Annotated in this window: 16 protein-coding genes and 13 pseudogenes; 16 read left to right on the top strand and 13 right to left on the bottom strand. The window is 60.2% G+C overall.

The genetic code is table 11. The features are described 5' to 3' along the window. Window positions 1–5: 5 nt before the first annotated feature. The 4 genes from AC2CHD_RS20605 (at window position 6) to AC2CHD_RS20590 (ending at window position 4,818) form a co-directional block, all read left to right on the top strand. The gene (locus AC2CHD_RS20605; protein ID WP_484555143.1) at window positions 6–1,772 is read left to right on the top strand and encodes a CocE/NonD family hydrolase; all 1,767 of its coding nucleotides are present in this window, start codon (window positions 6–8) and stop codon (window positions 1,770–1,772) included. A 110-nt stretch (window positions 1,773–1,882) separates the two neighbouring features. After that, entirely contained in the window at window positions 1,883–2,863 is a 981-nt protein-coding gene (locus AC2CHD_RS20600) for a cyclase family protein (protein ID WP_484555142.1), read from the top strand. A gap of 63 nt (window positions 2,864–2,926) precedes the next feature. Then, entirely contained in the window at window positions 2,927–4,084 is a 1,158-nt protein-coding gene (locus tag AC2CHD_RS20595) for an alpha/beta hydrolase family protein (protein ID WP_484555141.1), read from the top strand. 209 nt (window positions 4,085–4,293) lie between these two features. Beyond that, complete coding sequence (locus AC2CHD_RS20590) at window positions 4,294–4,818, top strand: gamma carbonic anhydrase family protein (RefSeq protein WP_484555140.1); 525 nt, start codon at window positions 4,294–4,296, stop codon at window positions 4,816–4,818. A 636-nt stretch (window positions 4,819–5,454) separates the two neighbouring features. On the opposite strand, the pseudogene AC2CHD_RS20585 reads toward AC2CHD_RS20590, so the two are convergent. Beyond that, a pseudogene (locus AC2CHD_RS20585) lies at window positions 5,455–5,775 on the bottom strand (transposase domain-containing protein); the annotation flags it as partial. A gap of 119 nt (window positions 5,776–5,894) precedes the next feature. Between AC2CHD_RS20585 and istA the strand changes: the two are divergent. From istA to AC2CHD_RS20550, 7 genes and pseudogenes are all read left to right on the top strand, one after another. Further along, a pseudogene (gene istA / locus AC2CHD_RS20580) lies at window positions 5,895–7,464 on the top strand (IS21 family transposase). Then, on the top strand, window positions 7,394–8,128 hold the full coding sequence (gene istB / locus AC2CHD_RS20575) for an IS21-like element helper ATPase IstB (protein ID WP_484555139.1): 735 nt from the start codon (window positions 7,394–7,396) through the stop codon (window positions 8,126–8,128). The pseudogene istA and the gene istB overlap by 71 nt, the downstream one beginning before the upstream one ends. A 150-nt stretch (window positions 8,129–8,278) precedes the next feature. Then, window positions 8,279–8,671 (top strand): annotated as a pseudogene (locus AC2CHD_RS20570) (transposase); the annotation flags it as partial. A 244-nt stretch (window positions 8,672–8,915) separates the two neighbouring features. After that, window positions 8,916–9,824, top strand: coding sequence for a LysR substrate-binding domain-containing protein (locus AC2CHD_RS20565; RefSeq protein WP_484555138.1), 909 nt, complete (start codon window positions 8,916–8,918; stop codon window positions 9,822–9,824). Between the two features lie 278 nt (window positions 9,825–10,102). Further along, a pseudogene (locus AC2CHD_RS20560) lies at window positions 10,103–10,288 on the top strand (helix-turn-helix domain-containing protein); the annotation flags it as partial. Window positions 10,289–10,693: 405 nt separating this feature from the next. Beyond that, window positions 10,694–10,842: pseudogene (locus AC2CHD_RS20555) on the top strand (transposase); the annotation flags it as partial. Between the two features lie 3 nt (window positions 10,843–10,845). Continuing rightward, window positions 10,846–10,950 (top strand): annotated as a pseudogene (locus AC2CHD_RS20550) (transposase domain-containing protein); the annotation flags it as partial. Between the two features lie 153 nt (window positions 10,951–11,103). Here the strand turns inward: AC2CHD_RS20550 and AC2CHD_RS20545 are convergent. From AC2CHD_RS20545 to AC2CHD_RS20535, 3 genes and pseudogenes are all read right to left on the bottom strand, one after another. After that, window positions 11,104–12,174 carry a threonine aldolase family protein gene (locus AC2CHD_RS20545; protein ID WP_484555137.1) on the bottom strand — a complete coding sequence of 357 codons (1,071 nt, stop codon included), beginning with the start codon at window positions 12,172–12,174 and terminating at the stop codon, window positions 11,104–11,106. 462 nt (window positions 12,175–12,636) lie between these two features. Next, a pseudogene (locus AC2CHD_RS20540) lies at window positions 12,637–12,902 on the bottom strand (IS21 family transposase); the annotation flags it as partial. 18 nt (window positions 12,903–12,920) lie between these two features. Continuing rightward, window positions 12,921–13,802 (bottom strand): annotated as a pseudogene (locus AC2CHD_RS20535) (IS256 family transposase); the annotation flags it as partial. Here AC2CHD_RS20535 and AC2CHD_RS20530 point away from each other — a divergent pair. Next, window positions 13,798–14,102 (top strand): annotated as a pseudogene (locus tag AC2CHD_RS20530) (transposase domain-containing protein); the annotation flags it as partial. The pseudogenes AC2CHD_RS20535 and AC2CHD_RS20530 sit on opposite strands and share 5 nt — an antisense overlap. A gap of 76 nt (window positions 14,103–14,178) precedes the next feature. Here AC2CHD_RS20530 and AC2CHD_RS20525 read toward each other — a convergent pair. The 6 genes from AC2CHD_RS20525 to AC2CHD_RS20500 are packed head-to-tail and all read right to left on the bottom strand — an operon-like array spanning window position 14,179 to window position 20,373. After that, complete coding sequence (locus tag AC2CHD_RS20525; protein ID WP_484555136.1) at window positions 14,179–15,165, bottom strand: alpha/beta fold hydrolase; 987 nt, start codon at window positions 15,163–15,165, stop codon at window positions 14,179–14,181. Beyond that, the gene (locus AC2CHD_RS20520; RefSeq protein ID WP_484555135.1) at window positions 15,162–15,962 is read right to left on the bottom strand and encodes an ABC transporter ATP-binding protein; all 801 of its coding nucleotides are present in this window, start codon (window positions 15,960–15,962) and stop codon (window positions 15,162–15,164) included. The genes AC2CHD_RS20525 and AC2CHD_RS20520 overlap by 4 nt, the downstream gene beginning before the upstream one ends. Beyond that, window positions 15,949–16,806 carry an ABC transporter ATP-binding protein gene (locus AC2CHD_RS20515; protein ID WP_484555134.1) on the bottom strand — a complete coding sequence of 286 codons (858 nt, stop codon included), beginning with the start codon at window positions 16,804–16,806 and terminating at the stop codon, window positions 15,949–15,951. The genes AC2CHD_RS20520 and AC2CHD_RS20515 overlap by 14 nt, the downstream gene beginning before the upstream one ends. Next, window positions 16,806–17,720, bottom strand: coding sequence for an ABC transporter permease (locus AC2CHD_RS20510; protein ID WP_484555133.1), 915 nt, complete (start codon window positions 17,718–17,720; stop codon window positions 16,806–16,808). The genes AC2CHD_RS20515 and AC2CHD_RS20510 overlap by 1 nt, the downstream gene beginning before the upstream one ends. Next, window positions 17,717–18,775, bottom strand: coding sequence for an ABC transporter permease (locus AC2CHD_RS20505; RefSeq protein WP_484555132.1), 1,059 nt, complete (start codon window positions 18,773–18,775; stop codon window positions 17,717–17,719). Before AC2CHD_RS20505 ends, AC2CHD_RS20510 begins: the two co-directional genes overlap by 4 nt. After that, window positions 18,772–20,373, bottom strand: a complete 1,602-nt coding sequence (locus tag AC2CHD_RS20500) for an ABC transporter substrate-binding protein (protein ID WP_484555131.1) — start codon at window positions 20,371–20,373, stop codon at window positions 18,772–18,774. The genes AC2CHD_RS20505 and AC2CHD_RS20500 overlap by 4 nt, the downstream gene beginning before the upstream one ends. Before the next feature lie 337 nt (window positions 20,374–20,710). On the opposite strand from AC2CHD_RS20500, the gene AC2CHD_RS20495 reads away from it, so the two are divergent. Continuing rightward, window positions 20,711–20,839, top strand: a complete 129-nt coding sequence (locus AC2CHD_RS20495; RefSeq protein WP_484555130.1) for a transposase — start codon at window positions 20,711–20,713, stop codon at window positions 20,837–20,839. Between the two features lie 18 nt (window positions 20,840–20,857). Continuing rightward, window positions 20,858–21,782: pseudogene (locus AC2CHD_RS20490) on the top strand (transposase); the annotation flags it as partial. 34 nt (window positions 21,783–21,816) lie between these two features. Here the strand turns inward: AC2CHD_RS20490 and AC2CHD_RS20485 are convergent. Then, window positions 21,817–21,951, bottom strand: a pseudogene (locus tag AC2CHD_RS20485) (IS3 family transposase); the annotation flags it as partial. Window positions 21,952–22,293: 342 nt separating this feature from the next. On the opposite strand from AC2CHD_RS20485, the gene AC2CHD_RS20480 reads away from it, so the two are divergent. Together AC2CHD_RS20480 and AC2CHD_RS20475 are read left to right on the top strand one after the other, a co-directional pair. Further along, window positions 22,294–22,491 (top strand): hypothetical protein, encoded by a 198-nt coding sequence (locus tag AC2CHD_RS20480; RefSeq protein WP_484555129.1) that lies wholly within the window; start codon window positions 22,294–22,296, stop codon window positions 22,489–22,491. Further along, a complete protein-coding gene (locus tag AC2CHD_RS20475) occupies window positions 22,481–24,442 on the top strand; it encodes a recombinase family protein (protein WP_484555128.1) in 1,962 nt (653 codons plus the stop codon). Before AC2CHD_RS20480 ends, AC2CHD_RS20475 begins: the two co-directional genes overlap by 11 nt. A 140-nt stretch (window positions 24,443–24,582) precedes the next feature. Here the strand turns inward: AC2CHD_RS20475 and AC2CHD_RS20470 are convergent. Then, window positions 24,583–25,240, bottom strand: a pseudogene (locus tag AC2CHD_RS20470) (IS3 family transposase); the annotation flags it as partial. A 245-nt stretch (window positions 25,241–25,485) separates the two neighbouring features. After that, window positions 25,486–26,378, bottom strand: a pseudogene (locus AC2CHD_RS20465) (IS3 family transposase); the annotation flags it as partial. Between the last annotated feature and the right edge of the window lie 50 nt (window positions 26,379–26,428).

Raw genomic sequence — 26,428 nt, 5'->3', positions numbered from 1 at the left:
CCCAAATGAGCTTGAACGTCGATGAAAAACCAATCGCACAGTACGCAAGCGAGGAACGCGACGGCATGCGCATCGACTGGGACGTGCCGATCGAGATGGATGACGGCAATGTCGTGCGTGCGGACGTCTACCGCCCGATCGCCGGGGGACGGTACCCGGTGATTATGTCGCACGGGCCCTACGGCAAAGGTTTGGCAGTACAGGAGGCCTACAAGAGCGCCTGGACAAGGATCATCAAGGGCGCGCCGAACGTGCTTGAAGGATCGTCGAACGTCTACCAATCCTGGGAGGTGGTGGATCCGGAGAAGTGGGTGCCCGACGGCTATGCGGTTGTCCGGGTTGACTCGCGTGGTGCGGGACGATCGCCGGGTTATCTTGACCCTTATTCTGCACGGGAGATTCGCGACTTTTACAACTGCATCGAGTGGGCAGGGGTGCAGGCTTGGTCAAATGGGAAGGTCGGCCTCAACGGCATTTCCTATTTCGCGGTGAGCCAGTGGTTGGTCGCTGGGTTGCAACCGCCGCACCTCGCAGCCCTCTGCGTCTGGGAGGGCTGCGGTGATCAGTATCGGGACGCGTTCCGACACGGCGGCATTATGTGCAACTTCATGATTGGTTGGGCGAAACGGCAGGTCGTCACCGTCCAGCACGGCTACGGCGACCGCGGCGGCAAAAATAAAGTGACCGGGCTGAACGTCGCGGGAGACGAAACTTTTCCAGAAGATATTCTTGCGAAGAACCGCAAGGATATGGCCCGTGCTGCAATAGAGTACGAGTTCCTCGACAACTACTACATTGAACGTTCGGCTAATTATCCTAAGGTGAACATCCCCCTGCTGTCAGCTGCGAACTGGGGCGGAATGGGGCTCCATACCCGCGGAAATTTCGTTGGCTGGGAACTGGCTGGAAGTAAGCAAAAGTGGCTTGAGGTGCACGGCGACAGCCATTTTACCCCGTTTTACAAGCAGGAAGGAGAGGCGCTTCAGAAGCGGTTTTTCGGCCACTTCCTCAAGGGTGAGGACACCGGATGGGACCGGCAGCCACCGGTTGAGCTGAAAGTCCGTTACCCTGGCGAAAAATTTATCAAACGGGCCGAAACCGAATGGCCACTGGCACGGACCGAGTGGACGAAGTTCCACCTTGACCCTGATACAATGTCGCTTGGCCTCGAACCAACGGAAACAGAGGCCACCCTCGACTACGATACAACCGGAGAGGGGCTTCTATTCTCGACGGGTCCCTTGAAGAAAGAAATGGAGATCACAGGTCCGATTGCGGCGCGGTTCTCAGTGTCCTCCGCGACCACGGATGCCGATTTATTCCTCGTGCTGAGGCTCTTCGACCCGGACGGGAGGGAAGTCACATTTGTTGGCTCGAACGATCCCCGCGTTCCGATTGGCCTCGGCTGGCTGCGGGCTTCGCATCGCAAGCTCGATCCGGAGTTGTCAACGCCTTGGCGGCCTTGGCATAGCCATGACGAGGCATGGCCTCTTACGCCGCAGGAGCCGGTCCAGGTTGAGGTGGAAATCATTCCAACCTCGATTGTGATCCCCGTCGGCTATTCGCTCGCTCTCATGATTAGGGGAAGGGATTTCGAACATCCCGACGATGCTGCTATACCCGACGCGCCGTACCCAATGCGCGGCGTTGGCCCGTTCTACCACAACGTTCCGGCGGACCGGCCTCCTGAGGTATTCGAAACAACAAACACTCTGCATTTCGGCAGGGACCATCCCGCCTACCTGCTCCTGCCGGTCATTCCCGCCAGTTGATAGGGCACAAAGGCGGCAGAACCGTTCCGGGCATATGCATCATTCACCAACCAGCCTGACGTCGTCGGCCTGGATAGCTAAACTCATTCGTACTCCAAAGGAGCAAGCCAATGCACTCAACAGATCGGCCACGCATTGATCGAAGCGACATCGATAAGGCTGCGGAGGACCTAAACAACTGGGGCAAGTGGGGCGAAGACGACCAACTCGGCACACTGAACTATACCAGCGCAGGGGATATCATCCGCGCCGCAACACTGGTCCGGCAAGGAAAGGTCATCTCCCTCGGGTTGAATTTCGACAATAACGGTCCGCAGGCAGGGCGATCAAAATTCCCTCCTGTTGGGCGCTTCAACCCCATCCATACTATGCTTCGCACTGGGACCGACGCCTATTCTGGTGTCCTGGACAAACGCGGGATGCGGTCGGCGGATGACATCGTGATCATCCCGTCGCAATGCGCCACGCACTGGGACGGTCTCGCCCATATCTTCTTCGACAACCACATGTGGAATGGCTACGACTGCCGCGAGGTTTCGTCCTTTGGGGCAGCAAGGAACGGTATCGAACAAACGAAAGAGAAATTCGTAGGCCGGGGCGTGCTTCTCGATCTGCCGCGATATCTCGGTCTCGATTGGTTGCCGGAAGGTTTTGCGATCACGACGGACTTGCTGGATTCCTGCTGCGAGGCGCAAGGCGTGAAAGTCGGTACCGGCGATTTCCTTCTCATCCGCACTGGACAAATGGAGGAGAAATTCGCCGCCGGCTCTTGGGACGGCTACAACGGAGGTGATGCACCTGGCATGGCGTTTGAGACCCTTTATTGGCTCCAGGACAAGCAGGTCGCGGCTGTGGCTATGGATACGTGGGGGTGCGAGGTCCGACCCAATGAATCGGTCGAAGGCATAAGCCAGCCATGGCACTGGATCTGCATACCCATCATGGGTTTGACGATGGGAGAGATCTTCAAGCTCGACGTGCTGGGAGAAGAGTGTGCGAAGACTAGAGCATATGACTTCCTCTTCGTCGCCCCTGCGTTGCCGGTAACGGGTGCTGTCGGCTCTCCAATCAATCCGCTTGCCATCCTTTAAACTAAAAAGCCTGTATCCGCGCGATACCAAGCCGGACAATCGAAGATTCGAGGAGGACACAGGATGTATGAGTATTTTGATAAGAACTATGCTTGGAATCTGACCGCGGTCACGTTGATCGAGGAGGTCGGCATTATTACCCAGCCCGCAGAAGCATTCGAAGCAGCGGCACCCTTCCAGGATAGCGATCCTGTAGAGGCAAGCGTCGCCTGGCACGACGCGATGGTGGCAATGGGGGAAAATCTCGAATGCTACGCCGAGCGCGATCTGGCCGATGGCCACGGGCTTTCAGCGTCGCGCAAGTTCCACCGGGCCGCCATGTTCTTCATTCGGGCCGAGCGCATCATGTCGCACGACGATCCGCGCCAGATGGCAGCCTATCGCCGTGCTATCGCAAATTACCGAAAAGCGCGCGAGCATGCGAAGGACGGTGTGGAATTCATCGAAATCCCGTTTGAAGATGGGATGATGCCGGGTCTTCTGGTCAAAGCCGACGACGTGCAGGGGAAACCTGCGCCAATCGTTATTCACATACAGGGCTTCGATTCCATCAAAGAGACTCAATTTCCCATGTTTCAGGAGTACCGGCGGCGGGGTCTGTCCATATTGATCATGGATCAACCAGGGGCAGGAGGAGCAATCAGGCTATATGGCCTCAAGGCCCGGCACGACTCTGAAACCTATGTCAGCAAGATCGTCGACTGGATCAAGAAGCGCCCGGATCTGACGACTGATCGCATTGGCTTGCAAGGGATCAGCCTCGGTGGTTACTTCGCACCGCGTGCCGCCGCGTTCGAACCTCGTATCAAAGCTGTGGCCTGTTGGGGCGCGCTGTTCGACTGGCCTGCATTGTGGGCCAAACGACTAGCAAATCCGGGCGATTCGCATCCCTCTGTTACCAATCCGCTGAAACACGCAAGGTGGACTTTCGGCGCTGGCACTCAGGCAGAGCTTTTGGCAGTAATTCAGAAGATGACGCTTGCGGGGGTGGTCGAACGCATTGATTGCCCGCTACTGGTGATCCACGGCGAAAACGACCGTCAGGTTCCGGTGTGCCAAGCGCACGAGACCTATGAACGCGCGAAGATGGAAGACAAGACGCTCAAGATTTTCACCAAGAATGAAGGCGGAGCCGAACACTGCCAAATCGACAACAGGGCAATCGCCGCAGACTACGTCTCGGACTGGTTTGCATCGCGTCTCGCGGAAACGCCCGATTGATCCGAGTCCGAAGGGGACGGGCCCTCACCGGGGCTTGATGCTCGGTTCGACAAGGCTGCAACCTAAAGTATGCCCTTTTCCCGCTGTCGAATTCCCGATGTAGGCACGGGCGATATTGAGGAGGCGTTGCTTGGCAAGCCTGCGATGCATCGACCCAATCGTCAGTACTGGCGAGTAGCTTCCACTCGCAAAAATTAAGGAATGTTATCGTGACGTTGTATGCTCTCGACGGAGTTCGCCCAGACGTCTCGGCCGATGCAGGGTTCGTGGCGCCAGATGCCGTACTTATCGGCAAAGTCGTGCTGCGCGCCGGCGCCAGTGTCTGGTTCGGGGCAGTGATCCGAGGCGACAATGATCTTATTGAGATCGGAGAAGGCTCCAATATCCAAGACCATGCGGTTCTGCATACGGATCCCGGATTGGAACTACGTGTTGGTCGACACGTGACCGTCGGACATAGGGCGGTACTTCATGGCTGTACAATTGGCGACTGCACTCTAATTGGAATGGGAGCAGTTGTGCTGAATCGCGCGGTCGTGGGATCCAACTGCGTTATCGGAGCAGGAGCGTTGGTCACGGAGCGCACCCAGATCCCGGACAATTCACTCGTGGTCGGAGCTCCGGCTCGCGTTGTCCGCGATCGGACTCCGGATACCAAGGCAGATCTAGTGGAGCTTGCGGCTCGATATACGACTAACAGCACCAGATACGGGAGGAAATTGAGCAGAATTTGAGGTCAAGCACTTCTAAGTAAGCGGACTTTCATCGGATGCGGTGCGAATGGGCGCTATTGACCGCGGCTGTGGGGAAAGCCCGTGCAATCATTCCGCGGACAGCGCTGGGCCTAGGTGTTTGATCCCAGGTTTTGATGGTGCATTATTTTCCCAGGAATGGAGGGATGCACTATGGGACAAGTTCTTCACGGCAGCGCCACAACGACAGAGGCGGTCCGTCGAGCAATACAGAATAGTCATGTCTGGACGGCGCCCGCCGATCAAGGGTTTGTTTTCAGCAATGGGATAGTCGCGGGTGCGGTCATGTCTCCGGCCTGTTCCTGCGGTTTTGTGACCGCTGGCCCTGATGGTATCCGCTGATCCTTTGGCCTGATCAAGAGAGCGAGCTCGAAGCTCCGACTTCTGTGGTTGCCGTCCGTTAAGCAAGTAGTTTTTGACTTTGTGAAACGTGTGATCGAGTGCGGTCTTCTTTCAGGCCTTTGAATGCGGCACTTCCAAAAGCCGCTGGCCGGTATGGTGATCTGCGGATGAGGTCCAAAACTATGCTCCGAGCTCTTAGGCTCGTCGTCGCAGGCTGGTTTACCCCATCCGGATCGGTTCGATCATGCGTAAGCGTCGGCTGCGGCCCACTTGGTTTCAGCTTAACGGCACGAAGTTCCATGGCAGGAGCTCGTCGATCCGGCTTTTGGGATGTCCGGCGGCGATGGTCTCCAGGGTGGCCTTGAGATAGGCGAAGGGCTCGACGTTGTTGATCTTTGCGGTCTCGATGAGCGATGCGATGCGCCCCCAGGTGCGGCCGCCCTCGTCATGGCCTGCAAACAAAGCGTTTTTCCTGTTCAAGGCAATTGGCCGGATCAGGTTCTCGACGCTGTTGCTATCGATTTCGACCCGACCGTCGTGAAGAAAGGTCTGCAAACCATCCCAGTGACGATGGATATAGGCGAGTTTCTCGCCAAGACGGTGTGTTTCGGCGTGGAATAAGGACCCTGTTTCAGGGGTGATCGGCATCCAAAAGGGACCCCTGTAACGCAGGGGCTTCAGACTGCCTTCGGTATCATCGGAGGCACTTGTTTTGGATGTTGGTCGTGGAGACGATTGCGAAGATACGCCGGCTGTCGCTGGTTCAGGGGAAGTCGATCAAGGAGATCTGCCGCGAGTTGCGGATATCACGGAAGGTGGTCCGCAAGGTGCTTCGTTCCGATGCGACCGAGTTCCGGTATGAGCGTCAGCACCAGCCGAAGCCGAAGATCGGCCCATGGCAGGCGCAGCTCGATGCTCTGCTGGACGGCAACGACGCGAAGCAGAAGCGCGAACGGCTGACGCTGATCCGCATCTATGAGGAACTGCGGGCGCTGGGCTACGAGGGCAGCTACGACGCGATCCGGCGCTACGCCAGGAGCCGGGAGACGGGGCGCAGCGCTGCGATGGCCGAGGCCTACGTGCCGCTGTTCTATCCTGCGGGCGACGCCTACCAGTTCGACTGGAGCCACGAGATCGTGCTGATCAACGGCGTCACCGTGACCGTGAAGGTCGCCCGTGTCCGGCTCTGCCACAGCCGCATGATGTTCGTCAGAGCCTATCCGCGCGAGACGCAGGAGATGGTGTTCGACGCCCACGATTGGGCCTTCGCCTTCTTCGGCGGCGCCTGCACGCGCGGCATCTACGACAACATGAAGACGGCGGTGGAGACGGTCTTCATCGGCAAGGAGCGCCAATACAATCGCCGCTTCCTGCAGATGTGCAGCCACTATCTGGTCCAGCCCGTCGCCTGCACGCCGGCGTCCGGCTGGGAGAAGGGTCAGGTCGAGAACCAGGTCGGCCTGGTGCGCGAGCGCTTCTTCACGCCGCGGCTGCGCTTCAAGAGCTACGAGGAGCTGAACGCCTGGCTGCTCGACAAGTGCGTCGCCTATGCCAAAGCCCACCGCCATGTCGACCAGCCGGAGCGCACGATCTGGGACGTGTTCGAGGAGGAGCGCGGCAAGCTGGTCGAGTATCGCGGCCCCTTCGACGGATTCCATAGCGTTCCCGCCTCGGTGTCGAAGACCTGCACCGTGCGCTTCGACAACAACAAGTACTCGGTACTCTCGACCGCGGTCGGCCGGCCCGTCGAGATCCATGCCTATGCCGATCGCATCGTCATCCGCCAGGACGGGACCATCGTGGGCGAACATGCCCGCTGCTTCGGCCGCAATCAGACGGTCTACGATCCATGGCATTATGTGCCGGTGCTGGCGCGCAAGCCCGGCGCGCTGCGCAACGGTGCGCCGTTCCAGGGCTGGGAACTGCCGCCGGCGATGGATCGGGTCAGGCGCCGGCTGAAGGCAGCCGACGACGGCGACCGGCAGATGGTGGCGATCCTGACAGCGGTGCTGTCGGATGGGCTCGATGCCGTCGAGACTGCGTGCCAGCAGGCGCTTGCCGAGAACGTCTGCTCGTCCGCTGTCATACTCAACATCCTAGCCGGACGCCGCGATCCGGCGCCGGCCGTCACGATCCTCACATCAGACGCGCTGCGTCTGCGACACGAGCCGCAGGCCGACTGCGCTCGCTACGACAGTCTCAGGAGGGCAAGCTGATGGAACGCACCCAGGTTCTGGGCCTGATGGGAACGCTGAAGCTCTACGGCATGCGCAGCGCCTACGATGAGATCATGGCCACCGCCATCAAGCGCCAGCACGAGCCGCCGCGGGTCGTCGGCGACCTGCTGTCGGCCGAGATCGCCGAGAAGCAGGCGCGTTCGATCAAATACCAACTCACCGTCGCCAAGCTGCCGCTGGCCAAGGACATCGACGACTTCGACTTCGCCGACACGCCCGTCAACGAGACGCTCGTGCGCGACCTCGCCACCGGCGCCTTCGTCGCCGACCAGCGTAACGCCGTGCTCATCGGCGGCACCGGCACGGGCAAATCGCACCTGGCCATCGCGATCGCCCGCGCACTCATCCGTAGTGGAGCACGCGGCCGCTTCTTCAACGTCGTCGATCTGGTCAACCGCCTCGAGACCGAACATCGCGCCGGCAAGCAGGGGCGCATCGCCGACTACCTCACCCGGCTCGACTTCGCCGTCCTCGACGAACTCGGCTATCTGCCGTTCGCGCAGGCCGGCGGACAGTTGCTCTTCCACCTGATTAGCCGGCTCTACGAACGCACCTCGATCATCGTCACAACCAACCTTGCGTTCGGCGAATGGCCCGCCGTCTTCGGCGACGCCAAGATGACGACGGCGCTGCTCGACCGCCTCACACATCACTGCGAGATCATCGAAACCGGCAACGAGTCCTGGCGCTTCAAGAACCGATCTCAAAGCTAAAGCCAGGGAGCTCAACCCACGCGCCCGACCGGGCTGCGCAACCCCGACCAGCTCCACCCGGTCAGGCGCTCACCGTCGAGCCCTACGAGGGGGTCCCGATTGCACGCCGATCCAGGGTCCCCATTCCGAGCCGATTGACACCATGCGACGGGCTTTCTCTACCTGGCCGCGGTCATGGAGTGGTTCACCCGCAAGGTGCTGGCCTGGCGCGTCTCGAACACGCTGGAGGCGAACTTCTGCGTCGAAGCCCTCAACGAGGCGGTCCACCGCTTCGGCCCGCCCGAGATCATGAACAGTGATCAGGGGTCGCAGTTCACATCCTTCGACTGGACCGACAGGTTGAAACGGATCGGCACCCGGGTCTCGATGGACGGCAAAGGCCGGTGTCTCGACAACATCTTCCTCGAACGCCTCTGGCGGTCCCTGAAGTATGAGTGCGTCTACGTGCACGCCTGGGAGACCAGCTCGCAGCCGAAGGCGGGCGTTGGTCGATGGATTGGCTTCTATAACAACCGGCGGCCCCACGCCACCCATGGCGGATAGCCGCCCGCCGTGGTCTACTTCAACCCGATCGAAACCGACCAGCAGGGGCAGAGAGTAACTTAAATCACACCGGAAACTGTCCAAACGTCGGGGAGTAGCTCAGCTGGTCTCCATCGCAGATGCCAGCTTTAAGCATACCCTGCGCCCGACGGGCATCCTTCTTCTCAACACGACCCAGTCCGCGGTCGCAACGAGCGGTTACCATTCGACTTGCTGAACGCAACAAATACCATATCATATGTGTATGAAACCTCAGAAACTTCGCGAACAGCACATACAAGCGTTTCGGGCAGTCATGCTGCTCGGGTCGATGACCGAAGCGGCGCGCAAGCTACATACGTCACAACCACAAATCAGTCGTTTGATCGGTCAATTAGAGGATATCACCGGCTTTGCCCTTTTCGACCGATCTGTTGGCAGGTTGGTACCCACCGCTGATGGATCACGATATATCGCCGAGGTCGAACGTCTTTTTGTCAGCCTCGCCGAACTCGAGAGCGCTGCAAGAGATATTCGTACGTTTGCAAGCGGCAGACTGCGAATTGCAGCCATGCCAAGGATCGGAGCAACGACGCTGACAAATGCGACAGTCGCCTTCAAGGCGGATTACCCAGAAGTCATGGTGACATTACATACTGGGCCTGCGAGCATCGTTCACAGCTGGGTCCGGTCGGGCTATTGCGACATGGGGCTTGTGATGTTGTATCGACCGCTTTCGGACGTCACGGTTCGCACTCTCGAGTCCGCGAGTTGCGTCGCTATCATACCCCAAGGCCATCCTCTTTCACGACATGATGTACTGAGACCCGAGGATTTTGCGGGGGAGCCCTTCATTTCCTTTCCAAATGGGAACCCATTCCGCGATCGATTAGATGAGATTTTTCGAGGCAGGGGTATTGAACGGAAAATCGTGGCAGAGGTGGACTTGGGCGCGTCTGTTAGTGCGTTGGTCAGCGCGGGTCTGGGGGTCAGTATCACCAACAGTCTTGCCGCAAACCAAGATATGGCTAACATGAAAATCAAAGCGCTGCCATTTCTGCCGCAGATCACTTACTCGACGTGCCTGATAACGCCACCGTTCTCTCCTGAAAACCGTATAGCCAGCGTCTTTACGACATACCTACTTCAAGTAATGGGAAGTGCTTCTGTGTGATCCGACTGGTCGCTTCCAGACCGCCACTAGCGAACGATGCACACCGCGCTGTAGTTGTTTGCGGGTCAGCTCCGCGAATCAGCGTTCAACCTGATGGATCCAGCTCGCTGAGGTCGGCGTGAAATGCACCTGCCAATGCGGGCGACGTGCGAGCCAGGCTGAGAACGGCGGTGCGAAATGAGTCCACTGAAGCGGCGGCTTGGTGCTGCTGCGGGCGGAGTAAAAGTCGTCCACCTTTTCCCTTTCTGTAGTTGAAGGGAGGCGGGAGGATCTACAGCGTGGAATTATATCTGAAGGTGCGTCAGGCCTGCGCGGCGGGCATGAGCCAGTGTCAGGCGGCGAAGGAATTCAACATCTCCCGCGATCCGCTTGCGAAGATGATGACCTTTTCGGTGCCGCCGGGCTATCGGCGCACGGCCGAGATCAGGCGGCCGAAGCTTGAGCCGTTCATTCCGGTCTTCGAGACCAAGGTGCATTCGTTGCTTGCTTCCGGCTTGGTGCGCCCGGCCTTGCGCAAGGTGTTCACGACCACCGAAGGCCTGCGTGTGCTACCCTTCTTGGGGTGATCAACCTCGCAATTTTGGCGATCGCGACCGGACCGCGCCTCCTCTCGCTGTTGCTGCCACCGACAGCGCGGAAACGCTGGAGCTTCGACAAGTTGCGCGCACCGCTGCCGCGTTTCGCGAGCAGGACACGATCCTACGTAGGGTATTGGACGAAGATGTCTTTCACGGACTGAAGTTGCGGGAATTGCCCGCGACGCGCCCACTTCTGATTATCGATGCTGCAGATTTGCGCACAGGTTCGGCTTTCTATTTTTCGCGAGAGAATGAGGTGCCCCTAGATTTGTAGACGTCTTGCCCCTTACTTTGAAGCGACGAGGCCAACATGGGGAGAGCAATTACAGCGGCGAGTTCAAGCGCGACGCGGTGCATCAGATTAGGGTGTAGGATATCCGGTTCGTGAGGTTTCTCGGCGCTTGGGTGTGAGCACGCATTCTCTGTACAAATGGTTGAAGCTGCCGCAAGCGTGGCTTGCTGACGTCCTCGCCCGGCTCCCCAACACAACGGCATCACGCGTGCCTAATCTTCTGCCCTGGAATTGGCAGCCATCGGAGCGCCGGCGCGCAGGATGCTTACGCGATACGTGTTATATTCGAACGTGCAGAATGGTGTTCTCGGCACGGCCCAATATGGCTGAAAATTCAACGGATGGCCTGTAAGCGTAGTGCTCGACGGGAGAGACCCGGCAGAGATCTCCGGGGAAAGACGGGTCCGTTTCAGGCCGACAGCACGTTGGCGAAGGCATGGGCTGCGTCCTCCACCATTGGCGCGGAAACATGCCGGTTGATCACGAGGCGCAACTTGAGTGCGCCCATAGGGCGCACAAGTACGCCATGTTTGTTCAGCGCGGCGATCCATTCCGTCGCACTGCGGCCCGTGTTTGAAAGGTCGACTTGTAAAATGTTGGTCTGTGGCTCGGAAACACCGAGCGCCGGGGCAAGCTCTGCAAGCCGGCGTGCGAGCGTAGCGGTGTTGGCGTGATCCTCGGCGAGCCGATCGACCATGGTTTCGAGCGCGACTTGGCCTGCCGCCGCCAAGACGCCAATCTGGCGCTGCTGGCCACCCAGCATCCGGCGCCGGACCCGGGCGGCAGCAATTACCGCAGCGTCGCCCACAAGCACTGCACCTGCCGGAGCCGAGAGCCCCTTCGACAGGCAGATCGACACGGTGTCCGCATACTCGGCAATCCGGGCTGCGTCGATGCCGAGCCAGGTCGCTGCGTTGAAGATGCGCGCCCCGTCGAGATGAACGGGCACGCCCTTCGCTCGCGCCAGCGCCTTTACCTCCGCCATCTGCTCGATCGTGGCGACGAGCCCGCCGGCGTCATTGTGGGACGTCTCCATCGACACGATTCCTGGTATCAGGTGTGACGTCCTAGCGACGAGCTGCTCCTCGAGCGCCGCTGCGTCAAGCGCACCGAGCGGATCGGGGATCGGGCTCTGCCCGCATCCGATCAGGCTCAGCCCGCCCTGCTCCGCCCGCATGATGTGGGAAGTGGCGCCGCATAGGATGCGGCTGTTGCGCGGCGCCTGTACGAGCAAGGCCACAAGGTTCGCCATTGTGCAGGTCGGCAGGAAAAGGCCTGCCTCCTTTCCGAGCCGTTCGGCCGACATAGCCTCCAGTGCGCGGGCGGTCGGATCGCCGTCCAGAGAATCATCCGCGACAGGTGCACGCACCATCGCCTCATACATCTCAGGGGTCGGCAGGGTGAGTGTATCGCTGCGCAGGTCTACAATGGGGGTTTCGGTGGTGGGGCTATGCAGGGCAAGCGGGCGGAGCTTGGACATGTCGGGGCATCCTTAAATCTCCGGCGCTCATAGGTGCGGGGCCGGATTGTGCGTTCCTAATAACAGGCTCACATAGATACGAGAAATTCCCTTGATGGGTTGCGTCATACGTCGATGATATGGGGTTCACTTAGGAGACCGCACGTCCTACCCCGCCAAGAGATAAGGCATTCCGCAATGTCTCCTCAAACTGCAACAAGCCAAAGCGTTCCGGGCGGTCATGTGGTCCAGCCTGATAACGGACGCCGCGCGCCGGATGCTCCTGGCAGCCGCGGGTCATTCGGCCGATCGGTCCGCTCGAGTAAATTACTAGGTTCGCTTTGTTTGATCGCTAAAGCGGCCGGCTGACGCCACCGGCTCTGTTGATGGCGTGGATGCTCCCTCATTCTGTGATGGCTTCAACACGCATCACATTGGCACATTGCGATGCCGTCAGGTGGGGTCTCCACGCCATCAACAGAGCCTGACCTGCGCCTCGATCCAGTCCGGCAGCCTCTGGCTGAGGCTGACCCAGGTGAAGGTATAGTAGGATGCCCCCAGCAAAGCGACGAAGATCTGGGCGCTGTGCGCGTGGCCGGTGCCAGGGTCGATGACGGGGACGTGTGGCTGGCATAGTCTGTCTGCATCACCGCCCCGGCATCATGGCGGTTGCGGTACCGCAGGCTGAGGCGGCTCTCGAACGCGCGGTAGCTCTCGCAGAACCATGTATGGGACTGTCGGATTTTTTGTGCCTGAGGCCTGTTTCCGTCACTGGGGAAGTGGCCGCGGGTGCGAATGGCCTGCCTCAGCTTGGAGTTCAGCGCCTCGATCTTATCCGTGGTGTAGATGATCCGGCGCACGCTCTCGGGAAAGGCGAAGAAGGGCACGACATGTTGCCAGTTGCGCCGCCAGCTCAGGGCAATGGCCGGATAGCGCTAGCCCCAGTAGCCGGCCTCGAACGCCTCCAGTGCCTTCATGCCCGCCTCGGCATTCCGGGCCCGCTAGATGGCCTTCGGCGTCGGCATCACGGTCTTGCGGTCCTTCCAGGACACGAACTCGAGTGAATGGCGGATCAGGTGAACGATGCAGGGTGGAACGATCACCTACGGAAAGACGGCATTGATTGCCTCGGGGAAGCCCTTCAGGCCATCGACGACGGCGATCAGGACGTCAGCGACGCCGCGGTGCTTCAGCTCGTTCATGACGCGCAGCCAGAATTTGGCCCCTTCGGTCTGCTTGATCCAGATGCCAAGAATCTCCTTGGAGCCGTCGGGCAGCATGCCGAGCGCGATGTAGACGGCCTTGTTCCTGACGAAGCCCTCGTCCCTGATCTTGACCCGGATGGCGTAGAAGAAGACGAGCGGATAGACGGCGTCGAGCGGCCTGTTCTGCCACTCGCCGACCTCCTCCAGCACGGCATCGGTCACCGCCGAAATCAGGTCCGGCGACACGTCGATGCCGTAGAGCTCCTCCAGTTGGCCGCGGATCTCGCGCACCTTCATGCCGCGCGCATACATAGAGATGATCTTCTCCTCGAGGGCGGGAAAGCGCCGCTGGTATTTGGCGATCAGCTTCGGATCGAAGGTGCCGGCCCGGTCGCGTGGGATCGACAGCGTCATCTTGGGCGTGCCGGTGAGGACCGACTTCCGCTACAGTCTCAGCCGTTGGCCCTCCTTCGAGCTGTTCCTCCAAGACGGCCGCATGGCATCGACAACAACCCGGCCGAGCGCGCCATGCGCCCGATCGGCATCGGATGGAAGAACTGACTTTTCGCGGGATCGGATAGCGGTGGCGAAACCCTGGCTCGAGCGATGACGCTCATCGAAACGGCCAAGATGAATGGCCTCGAGCCACAAGCCTGGCTGGCCGACATCCTCGACCGTATCCATGATCACAAGATCAACCGGCTCAACGAGCTGCTGCCGTGGAACTGGACGCCGGCGCACTAATCTGCGGTGCGAATCGGGCCGTTACCGAAGATCGGACCACCCTGACCGCCGTCACCACCTGCAATGTCGCGCTGTTTCACCTGCGGTGTCGCTGCGCACTCGAGGCAATTTGACTGGTTATCGCGCGACGCAGGTGGTCGGTCATCGCTGGAACGAAAGGATAATGCCCCACGTCGTCCACCAGGGTCAGGCAGGCATGGGGGAGCAGAGCAGAAATTGCCTGAGCGCCGGACGGCGGGCAGACCCAGTCCTGCACGCCGTGGAGCATCGAGCATCGGATGCCGACGAGTGCGGCGGGATTGTAGATCGTTTCGCGGTGAGCGAGGAATGACCTGTTGACCCAATAGTGCAAAAAAATGCGCGCGCGGCGCGCCTGCGCTTCGGATGCCGTTGCCATTGCTTCCAGCATCTCGGCATGATTGGGCGTCGAACCGCGAAGGCCGGCCTCAAGCGACACGACTGCACGTGTCGCGGAGATAACCGATGTCGCATCATTCGAAGTTATCTGCGCATAGCGTGCCGCGACTGGGTCCTGACGCTGGTCGTCCGTCAGACCTTGGAGGAAGAACTCAGCGCGTTCGGGCTGTAGCTGCGGACGGCGAGACAACACCCAATCCGTCTGATGGGAGTGGCGATGCGAAACGCTGCGCACGGTAACCGATAGCGTAACGTTTGGGTGGCATTGCGCATAGATTATGGCCAGCGTCGCGCCCCATGAACCGCCGAAGACATGCCAGGCAGCCAATCCAAGGTGGGTCCGCAGTCGCTCCATATCGGCGAGAAGGTGCCATGTCGTATTGTTCGTCAGACAACCTACCGGAGTCGACCGTCCAGTGCCACGTTGATCGAGCATGATCACGCGATCCCGGGACGGATCGAAAAACGTCAGCGTCTTGAGGTTGCTGCCCGAGCCGGGGCCCCCGTGAACAACGATGAACGGCACTCCGTTGGGTCGCCCAAACTCGGCCCACCAAACCCGGTGGCCGTCGATCTCAAGGTGCCCGCTCCCAACAGGGGCTTGCCGCCAGTCTTTTGGAAGCGCGTTTGGCTCAAGCACTCTCATGCCCGGTTCGCCACAGAGTACGCGCTGCAAACGTTGGTGCCATCGGCTCGCGGCGTTCCGCCCGCTGCTGCCAGCAGTTCCTTCGAATAGGGCTGGTATACCGCCCCTGCCGCTAGCTCAAGCGACGAGAGGTCTTCTACGACCTGCCCCTTCCGCATGATCGCGAGCCGTTGGCACATGTGTCCAATCACTGCCAAATCATGAGAAACCATGACCATAGTCAACTTTTGCTCGGCAACGATGTCAGACAGCAGATTGAGGACCTCGGCCTGAACCGAGACATCTAGTGCCGACGTCGGTTCATCCAGCAACAGTATCCTCGGGCTTCCAGCCAAGGCCCGCGCGATCGCAACGCGCTGCCGCTGGCCGCCCGACAACTGGTGGGGGTAGCGGAAGCGATGGCGGCTACCGAGCCCGACCTGGTCAAGCAAGCGTGCGATCGTCCCATCAATGTCAGAGGCTCCACGAAGATAAAGCGTCTCAGCGAGGATCTGATCTATAGTCTGGCGTGGGTGAAGTGACGCATAAGGGTCCTGAAACACCAGCTGGATCTTCTTATACAGCCAGTCCAGCGGACGCTCGGTCACAGAGCGACCGTCTATGCGGATATCTCCTGCGGTGATCGGTGCCAGACCAACCATAGCCTTGAGGACGGTCGATTTTCCCGACCCACTTTCGCCGACAAGACCGAAGCGTTCGCCTGCCCGCAGATCCAAGTTGAAATCATCCACCGCCTGAAAGCTCCGACGGCCGGCTTGAAAGGTGACGTTAAGGTTTTCGATCTCAAGCATTTCCATACCCTTGCGAGCTAGTATTCCACGAGACATCGCGCTGGAGCGTCGGCAAGCGCTTTCTCGGCGCGTCTAGATTGGGCACTGCAGCGAGCAGCCCGCGTGTATAGGGGTGACGCGCTTCGTGCAGCTTCGCCGCGTCGCAGGTTTCGACGATCACGCCCTGATACATGATCAGCACACGATCACAAAACCGCGAGACCAACGAAAGGTCGTGACTAATCAGCAGGAGGCCCATATTTCGCTCGCGCACCAATCGGTCCATGAGCTCGAGAACATGCAGACGCACGGAGACGTCCAAAGCCGAGGTCGGCTCATCGGCCACAAGAATCTGCGGTTCGGCCGCAAGCATCATGGCGATCATCACCCGCTGGCCCATGCCGCCGGAAATCTCGTGCGGGTAAGCCCGCATGACACGATCGGTGTCCTCGATGGACACCGTTCGCAAGATATTGCCCGTGAGCCGTAGCGCCTCAGATTTGCTGACACCGCGATGCAGGCAGAAATTCTCTGCGATCTGTCGCCCGACCGTCATAACTGGGTTGAGCGAATAATGCGGGTCCTGAAGGATCATCGAGATTTCTTTGCCGCGAAGACGAAGAAGCGCGTCCGGCGCGAGCCGAGTGATCTCGTGTCCGTTGACGCTCAGCCGATCGGCGGTAACTCGGCCCGGAGACCGCACCAAACCCATCATCGCCCGGCCCGTCAAGGATTTCCCAGATCCGCTTTCGCCGATCAGTCCCAGACGTTCATTGCCCATATCGAACGAGATCCCGCGCACGACTTCGGCGAAGTCACCGCGCTGGTTTGGAAAACTTATCCTAAGGTTTTGGACCTGTAGCAAGCTCATCACCTGCCCCCTGTCTTTGGGTCGAGAACGTCACGCAGGCCGTCTCCAAGAAGATTGAATGCAAGGGAAACCAACAGAACCGCAAAGCCGGGCATCGCGGCTATCCACCAATAATCAAGGGCGTAGATGCGTCCTTCGGAGATCATAGCACCCCATTCCGGGCTGGGCGGTTGCGCTCCGAGGCCCAGAAACCCAAGCCCGGCCGCCGTCAGAAGGATACTCGCCATATCGAGCGTCACCCGGACGATCACCGAGGATAGGCAGAGCGGCCAGATGTGCAGGACTATAATCCGCAATGGCCCTGCGCCCTGCAGACGGATTGCCTTGATGAAGTCGCAGTTTCGAATGGAAAGCGTCTCGGCCCGTGCCAGGCGCGCGTAGACCGGCCATGCCGTCAGTGAGATCGCGAGGACGGCGTTCTCGATACCGGAGCCGAGAGCGGACACGAAGGCCAGCGCCAGGATCAGCCGGGGAAAGGCGAGGAAAACATCTGTTACGCGCATCAGAACGGTGTCGATGAAGCCTCCTACATACCCTGCCACCGTTCCGACAAGGAGCCCGACTGCAGGCGCGATAAGCACGACAAGAAACACGATGAACAGCGTAACGCGCGATCCCTCGATGATTCGGCTCAGGATGTCCCGCCCCAGACTGTCCGTCCCCAGCAGATGACCGGCCGAGTTTGGCGGCAGCAAACGCTGCGTCAGATCCTGCCGCATCCAATCCTGCGGCGCGAGATGATCGGCGAAGATTGCGATGAGAAGCAGCAGAACGATCAGCGAGATCCCGACCATACTGAGTGTGCTGCTGCGGAGTGTGCCCCAGCCGTGATACAGACGGATGAAGCGCGCCTGGCGCCGCGACGTGGGGGCTTCGTCCTCGAGATATTGTTTGAAACGCTGAAGACTGTTCATCGGCGCGCCCTCGGATCGAGCAAACTGTAGGCAAGTTCGGCCATCATGTTCAGGCCCACGAAGACAACACCCACCACGATGGTTCCGGCGATGACGGCGTTCATGTCTGCGGCCAGAAGTGCCGTGGTAATGTAATTGCCAAGCCCAGGCCAGCTGAAGACGACCTCTGTCAGCACCGACCCCTCGAGCAGGCCAGCATAGCTGAGGGCGACGATGGTAAGGAGCTGCACACGAATTGCCCGGAATGCGTGGCTCCATATGACAGCGCGCTCTCGCAGCCCTTTGACACGAGCAGTGGTCACATATTCAGCGCTCAACTGCTCCAGCATGAATGCGCGGGTCATACGTGTGATGTACGTCATGGAGTAGTAGCCAAGAATACCGGCCGGCAGAATGATATGCGACAAGGCATTGGCGAAAATCGACCATTCGCCGGCCAGAGCGGTGTCGACGAGGATCATGCCGGTCACCGTCGGGACCATTCCGTCGTAGATGAAGTCGATCCGTCCCGGACCGCCAACCCAATCCAGCTTGCCGTAGAACAGCGACAGGCCGACGAGCCCCAGCCAGAAAATCGGGATCGAATGGCCGATGGTCACAACCAGACGAAGCAGCCCGTCGACCCAGCTACCATGCTTGGCAGCCGCGAGCACACCACAGGGTATGCCTAACCCCGCGCCGATCAGGATGCCAAGCGTCGCCAGTTCGATCGTTGCGGGAAAAACCCGCGCGATGTCGGACGCAACCGGGGCACCACTCAGGAGTGAAATACCGAAATCCCCCTGCAGAACATGGCCGACATAGTTGAGGAACTGTTCGACCAAAGAACGGTCGAGCCCGAGCTCGTGGTAAACGCGTTGGTAGGTCGCCTCCGAGGCCCGCTCGCCGACGACTGCCAGCACCGGGTCGATAGGCATGATCCGGCCGATGAAGAACGTAACGACCAGTAGGCCGAAGATGGTCGATGTGAAGGCTACTAACGAGGCAAGACTCACTCGCAGCCATCCCGGTAAGGGGATGGCCATTTTCGTTTTCTCGATGGTACCGACAGTCATTTGGTGACGTTCCAATACGCCGGATGCGCTACTGCCGCGCCAAGCGAGAAGCCTTGGACATTTTCCCGCATTGCGGCCTGCTCGGTCTGTTGGAACAGGACCGCGATCGGCGCAGTTTCACGAAAACGCTTCTGGATGTCGAGATACATCTGCTTGCGCTTTTCGGTATTGTTCTCGCGAGCGGCCGCAACGACCAACGGGTTCAGGCCATCCGTATCCCACGCGTTCCGCCAGGCAATGAGGCCCGATGCCTTGGCCTCGTCCGAGTTGTCGGGATTGTAGGCAAAGGTTCCGACGTTGGTTTGCGGATCGGGATAGTCTGGACCCCAGCTGCCGATATAGACATCCAGCTTGCGCGACCGGTAGAGAGAGGCGATCTGGCTCGATGCACCGACGAGGATCTCAACTTTGAGGCCGGCTTGTGTCATGGTGTTCTGAAGAGCTTGGGCGATATCCAGATATTCCTGACCATCACGCAGGCCAATCTGGATTGGCGTATCGCCAATCTCCGCATTTGCAATCAGTGCCTTGGCCTTCTCGATATCCAGATGGAACGGATTTTCATTTGACGCGCCCAGATATGTTGCCGGGACGATGTTCTGGTGGACTGTCCAGTTGCCCTCAAGGAAGCTATTTTTCATACCTTCGTAGTCGACCAGATATTTGATAGCCTGACGAACATCGGGATGCGCGAGGATCGCGTTCTTCTGGTTCAGCGCAATGTAGATGATGCGTCCGCGCTGTTCGCTTTGGACGCGGGTGCCCGGCCCGTCTCTGAGCGCCTTGACATCCTCGGGGTTCAGGTTGCGCGCGATGTCGATATCGCCCTTCTGCAGCAACAGTCTCTGAGTCGAGCTTTCGACGATATGGCGGATCATGATCCGCTCGACCTGCGGCTTTTCTCCCACGTACGACGGGTTCAGCGACAGGTTGACAACGTCGTGAGCTTTCCACGACTGGACTCTATAGGGACCCGATCCGGCGCTGTTCGTCGCCAGCCAGCCACTGCCGAAATCGTCGCCTTCAGCGTGTTCCATCGCGGTCTTCTTGTCGATGATACTGCCGATGGTTGCGGTGAGGCAGTTCAGGATGAGCGATACAGCGTAGCTCTTATCAAGGGTCAGGGTCAGCGTATTGCCATCGGCCAAGATGCGTTCATCGGCATTCTCCGGGGTAAAACCGAACTGTGCCAGAATGAACGACGGAGCTCCGCCGAGCTTAACAGCGCGCCGCAATGAGAACTCGGCGTCTTCGGCCCGCACCGGATTGCCGGACTCGAAAAGTTGCCCTTCGGCGATCCGGAACGTAACAGTGCGGCCGTCTTCACTGACATCCCAGCTTTCAGCCACATCCGGGCCGTAGCCTGCCTCGAGGTTTGCAGGATCATAATTGACTAGACGTCTATATACATTTCGCAGCACTTCCGAGGCGCTACCTTCCAGGCTCTTGCCCGGATCTATCGTGACCAGATCATCTATCCTTTTGCCAACCACCAGCAGCTTGTCACGCGCATCTGCAAAGGCAGGCAGCGAAACTCCTTTAAGGGCAGTTGCCCCCAGGGTCGCCCCGATGAAACTCCGACGACTCAGCTTAATCATTGATCTAGTTTCCCTCTTTTGTGTTTCTCGGTTCGGATGCATTTTGTCCGACCGGGGTTCCCGCAGGCTGACGGCCCTGCCCAAAGGCCCGTGCGCCTTCGCATTGTAGCCTTCCGAGCATTGGTAATAGACGCACCATCAAACTCAAAATTCATACCAACATGTTGCCCATACAAAATTGATATGCAGATCTTCTGAGGCACTTAGACCTGATGATCGCGGGGTAAGCTGACTGGCTCGGTGGTCTCTCCCACGGCTGAGCTACCCCCGAAAACCGAACAGTGACGGACGCTACGATCTGACGTCTGCTGGTCTCCAAGAGCGAGGAGATCAGAGCATGTCGAAACGCAGGAACCATGACGCGGGCGTTAAGGCTCGCGTGGCTCTGGAAGTCGTGAAGGGCGAGCGCACCGTGTCGAAGCTGGGCGCGGAAAACGGTGCGCATCCAACGATGGTCCATCGATGAGAGAGAGCTCCGCTTGAGGGGGCATCGGACATCGACGACTGGGCATGGCGGCGCAATCTGCGTTACGGCACGATCGTCTGCGTTCTCGAACGCCGGCGGCCGATCAAGTTGCTTCCGGATCGGGAGCCGACGACGGCGCAGGACTGGCTAACGAAACAGCCCTAGATCGAGATCATCGCCCGGGGCCGTGGCGGCGGTTATGCGCTGGCGGCCGCAAGGGCGCTCCCTTCCGCGACGCAAGTCGCCGATCGTTGGCATCTGATGGAGAACGCCAGCAGCGCTTTCCTCGATGCCGTGCGCAGATCCATGCGTGATATACGGAACGCCGTCGGTGTTGCCGCCATAAATCCGGCCTTGCTCACGGCGGCCGAGCGCATTCAATATGAAGGCTACCTGCGCCGCGAAGAAGCCAACGCCGCCATCAAAGCCCACGCAGCAGACGGTTTGTCGATCAAGGAGATCGTGCGGCGCATCGGGCACAGCCGCAAGCTGGTTCGTTGCATCCTACGCGGCGAGCGCACCGATATCTTCAGGTGCCGCGAAAACTCGCTGGAGCCTTGGCTCGCCTAGCTGGATGAAGAATGGGCATTGGGGGGAGCGCAATGGCGCACGGTTGTGGCGGCACTTGAGGGCGCAGGACTTCAGGGGATCGCCTCGGGTCGTGACCGAGTGGGACACACGCCGCCGCCATGCCGAGAATGCCGAGCGGCTGCACCGAGTCTCGGCTGCGCGCACCATAGCCCGGATGATGACGACCGGTCGCGACAGGCTGACGAAAGCCGAAACCATCACTGTCGCCGCCATTGAACAAGCGCTTCCCGTGCTGGTCACCACGCATGCACTCATCGATAAGTTTCACGCCATCGTTCGAAAAAGAACACCAGCCGCTCTCGAGGATTGGCTCGTCGCCGCGAGCAAAAGCCTGGTCGCATCATTCGCAAAGTGGCCTGCCCCGATCGGGTGGTCCGGTTCGAGTCTTAGTGCATAATGGGCCTTGGCGCTACGGCAGGGGTGGCCGGCGAAGCGGCTCCGGGTGGCGAAGCGGGCCACTGCACCACCTCCGGAGCCGGGGGACGATACCCCAGCGATGAGTGCGGGCGCTTGGTGTTGTACAACTCAGCGACGGAACGCCCACGGGACCATCCAACGCGAGCTTCTTTATCCATGGCATCCTTGGGCGGGTCGCCAAGTCCACATTCATGAAGTGATCGATAAGCATGGCGCAGCGGTCTTCCGCTGCAGCGTTTCCGGCCAGGCCTCGGATCGGTGGTTGGAGGTCCCGGCTTGGATGTTCGATCGGGTCCCCAGCGCAAGCTGGCGCATCACGACTGCTCCGCACCTCGACTTTGCCGCGCTGGGCACCCTGGCGAAACTGTTCCACGACACGGGCGCCCCATCGCAATCGCAGGAGATGGGCGCAGCATTGGGCTCTCACGCGAATCGGGGAGATGTCCATGCCGCGCCAGCCCACGACATACCAGTTCGATCTGTTCTCGAAGCCGAACGATGCTAACACGGTGCAGACGCCGCAGTGGCAGGCGCTGCCGGCCGAGACGCGCCGATCAGTGACGAGGCTGATGGTCAGCCTGATCCTCGGGCACGTCGACGGCGAGGGTGCCGTACACCGGGAGGGCGTGGATTATGATGTATGAGAAGATTGGGCCGCACCATCTGGAGCGCAAAGCGATCCTGTATGTGCGGCAGTCGTCGGCCCATCAGGTCCTGCACAATCGTGAGAGCAGCATGCTTCAATATGCGATGCGCGATCGCATGACGGCGCTTGGCTGGTCTCGCGTCGAGACGATCGATGACGATCTCGGCCGTTCGGCCGCCGGCGGCGTTGCGCGTGCCGGCTTCGATCGGATGGTCGCCGAGGTCTGTCTCGGCAAGGTCGGGGCGGTTGCGGCACGGGAGGTGTCGCGGTTTGCCCGCAACAGCCGCGACTGGCAGCAGCTCATCGAGATGTGTCGTGTCGTCGATACCGTGCTGATCGACCAGGAGACGGTCTATGCGCCGCGTCAGGGCAATGATCGGCTGCTGCTGAGATTGAAGGGCAGTCTCAACGAGTATGAACTCGATCTTCTGCGCCAGCGTTCGCTGTCGGCCCGCTACGAGAAGGCCCGCCGCGGCGAACTCGTCGTCGCAGCCCCTGTCGGCTTCGTGAAGGTCGGCGATCGCGTTGAGAAGGATCCTGATCGGCGTGTGCAGGAATCCATTACCCTGGTGTTCGACAAGGTTGCTGAGCTCGGCAGCGCCCGGCAGGCCCCGCTCTGGTTCCTCGAGCATGGGCTGGATCTGCCCGCCAAGCGCAACAATGGCGATGTGGTCTGGCGCAGGCCGAACTATGCGACCATCCACCGGATGATCGAGAACCCGATCTACGGCGGCGCCTACGCCTATGGTAAGACTCGTGTCGCGCCGGAATTTGGCCGATCCGCCGTTCGAGCAGGTATCCGACGCAGGACGCGCGAGGAATGGCTGGCGCTGATTCCGGACGGCCATGAAGGCTATGTCAGTTGGGAAAGGGCAGAGGCGATCCGCAGTATGGTGAGCGACAACGTGCCCACGAGCCGGCATCACGGAGCGCCCAAGCATGGCGACGCACTGCTGGCCGGGCTTGTCCGCTGCCGGCGCTGCGGCCGCAAGCTCACGGTGCGGTACACCGGCACCAAGCACAACATTCCGCGCTATTCCTGCTGGCGGGGTCTGCTCGACAATGGCGAGCCGCGCTGCATCGCCTTTGGCGGACTGCGCGTCGATGATGCGATTGAGGAAGCGCTCCTGCGCGTCGTGGAGCCGGGCGCGATCGCTGCCGCCGCCGAAGCTGAGGCGCAGGCTGCCAATCGCCGTGACCAGGTCCGGGACGCCCTCAGTCGGGATCTCGAGGCTGCCCGCTATGCCGCCGACCGGGCTTTCCGGCAATATGACGCGGCCGATCCCGAGAACCGGCTGGTCGCGGCGGAACTGGAAACGCGTTGGAACCAGGCACTCATCCGTGTCGGTGAGATCGAGCGCAAGATCGCCGCCCATGATGCCGCGACGCCGAGGCCATTACCGGTGTTGGCAATGGGCATCACGGCGTTGGCCACAGACCTTCAGGCTGTCTGGTCGGCGTCAACGACGGACGCCAGGCTCAAGAAGCGCATCGTGCGCACCGTCATTCAGACGGTGGTCGCCGATATCGACGATATAGCCTCCGAGATCGTGCTGCTGATCCATTGGATTGGCGGCGCCCATACCGAGCTACGCCTGCCGAAGCGCCGGCGCGGACAGGGCAACTGCACCTCCGGCGATATCATCGCAGCTATCCAGCAGCTGGTGCTGATCGCCAGCGATGATCTGATCGCCGGCATTCTCAACCGCAACGGCCTGGTGACCGGGCATGGCAATCGCTGGACACGGGAGCGGGTCACCGCACACAGGTCGCATCACAAGATCCCGGTCTTCCGGCCGGCACCGGACGGGAACGAGCCATGGCTCAACCTGAACAAGGCGGCACGCCTCCTCGGCGTTGCATCGAAGACCCTCAGACTCGCCGCCGAAGCAGGCGAGATCGAAGGCATTCATCCTCTACCGGATGGGCCTTGGATCTTCAGCCGATAAGAACTTGGAAAGCCGCGAGCCCAGCAGATTGTTCATCGCGCGCGACAGAACCCGAAATACCCCGCGGGATCGCACCCCGATCAGCAAAACCTATTCCCTTCAACGACATAGACAGATGGGTGTTATGAAACAGGATTCTAGTGTCGGCGCCAGTTGTTGATGACTATCTTTGCCTCGGCCAAGCTGTAGAAGATTTCGCCGTCGAGCAGCTCGTCGCGGAGCTTTGCGTTGAAGCTCTCACAGTAGCCGTTCTCCCACGGACTGCGGGCTCGATGTAGGCGGTCCTGGCGCCAACGGCGGCGATCCACTCCCGCACCGCCTTGGCCACGAACTCTGGGCCGTTGTCGGAACGGATATGGTCCGGCACGCCGCGCAGGATAAACTGGTCCGATAAGACGTCGATGACGTCCGACGAGCGGAGCTTCCGGTCGATCCGGATCGCCAGACACTCCCGGGTGAACTCGTCGATGAGGTTGAGCATACGGAACTTCCTCCCGTCGTGTGTCCGGCTCTCGACGAAGTCGTAGGACCAGACGTGGTTCGGGCGCTCGGGCCGCAGACGGATGCAGGACCCGTCGGTGAGCCAGAGTCGGCTTCTCTTCGGTTGCTTTTGCGGGACCTTCAGCCCCTCCCGCCGCCAGATCCGCTCGACCCGCTTCGCGTCACCGCCCAGCCCGCATCGCGCAGCAGAGCCGTGATGCGCCGATAGCCATGGCGTCCGTACTGGCTGGCAAGCGCAATGATATCCGCCGTCAGCGCGTCTTCGTCGGCACGCCCGCGCGAAATCTTCCTCTGGGTCTGACCTGCCACGGGTAATTTCCTCCAGTCTGGATTAGAGTCCGGCCTCGTTTGAAGGACGGACGGATGAAGCGAAAGCGATTTACGGAAGAGATGGGGTATTCGGTTCAGCTTGCTGAATGCCCAACCCCTTTCGGAAAGACGGCGTTCGCCTGATGCTCTGAGCCGACCAGACAAGAGGAGATCGGCATGGGCGTGTATGCAGGACTGGATGTTTCTCTCGAGGTAGTAGCCATTTGCGTGGTTGGTGAGACTGGCGCGATGTAGTGCCAGTCGACCTGGTGATCCTTCGACCAGGCGAGGATGGCGTTCGAAGTGCACTCGGTGCCGTGGTCGGAAACAATCATACCGGGCTTGCCGCGGCGGCTGATCAGATCGGTCAGTTCACGCGCAACCCGGCGGCCGGAGATCGAGGTGTCCGGGATGGCGGCAAGACACTCGCGCGTCACGTCGTCGACGATGTTGAGAACGCGGAACCTGCGCCCGCATGCGAACTGGTTATGGACGAAGTCCAACGACCAGCGGGCATTGGGGCGTGCCTCGACGAGGATTGGGGCGCGTGTGCCAACGGCGCGTCGCCGCGCCCGTCGTTTGCGCACCGTCAGGCCTTCCTCGCGATAGAGCCGATAGATGCGGTTGATACCCGACGGTTCGCCCTCGCGCCTGAGCAGGATGAACAGCCGCCGATAGCCGAAGCGCCGGCGCTCGTTGGCAAGCTCACGCAACCGCCCGCGCAGCTCCGTCTCTGGCGGCCGGCAGGAGCGATAGCGGATCATCTTGCGATCGGCACCGACGACCGTGCAGGCCCGCCGCTCCGAGAGGCCCATGGCGGACCTCAGATGCACGACGGCGTCGCGTTTTGCAGCGGGCCCTACCATTTTCTTGACAGAAGCTCGCGCAGTGCCGCCGCATCCAGCATCTGCTCGGCCAGCAGCTTCTTCAGCTTGGTGTTCTCCTCCTCGAGAGCCTTCAGCCCTTTGGCATCGGACACGTCCATGCCGCCATATTTGGCCTTCCAATTGTAAAAAGTCGCATCGGAAATGCCGTGCTTGCGGCAGACATCCGCCACCTTCGCACCGGCTTCCTGCTCGCGCAAAACCGCAATAATCTGCTCTTCCGTAAATCGCTTTCGCTTCATCCGTCCGTCCTTCAAACAAGGTCGGACTCTAATCCAATCTGGAGGGAATT

Source organism: Nitratireductor sp. ATLC21 (assembly GCF_057196525.1).
The sequence above is the reverse complement of the archived record's forward strand: the minus strand, read 5'-3'. Positions and strand labels throughout refer to the sequence as shown.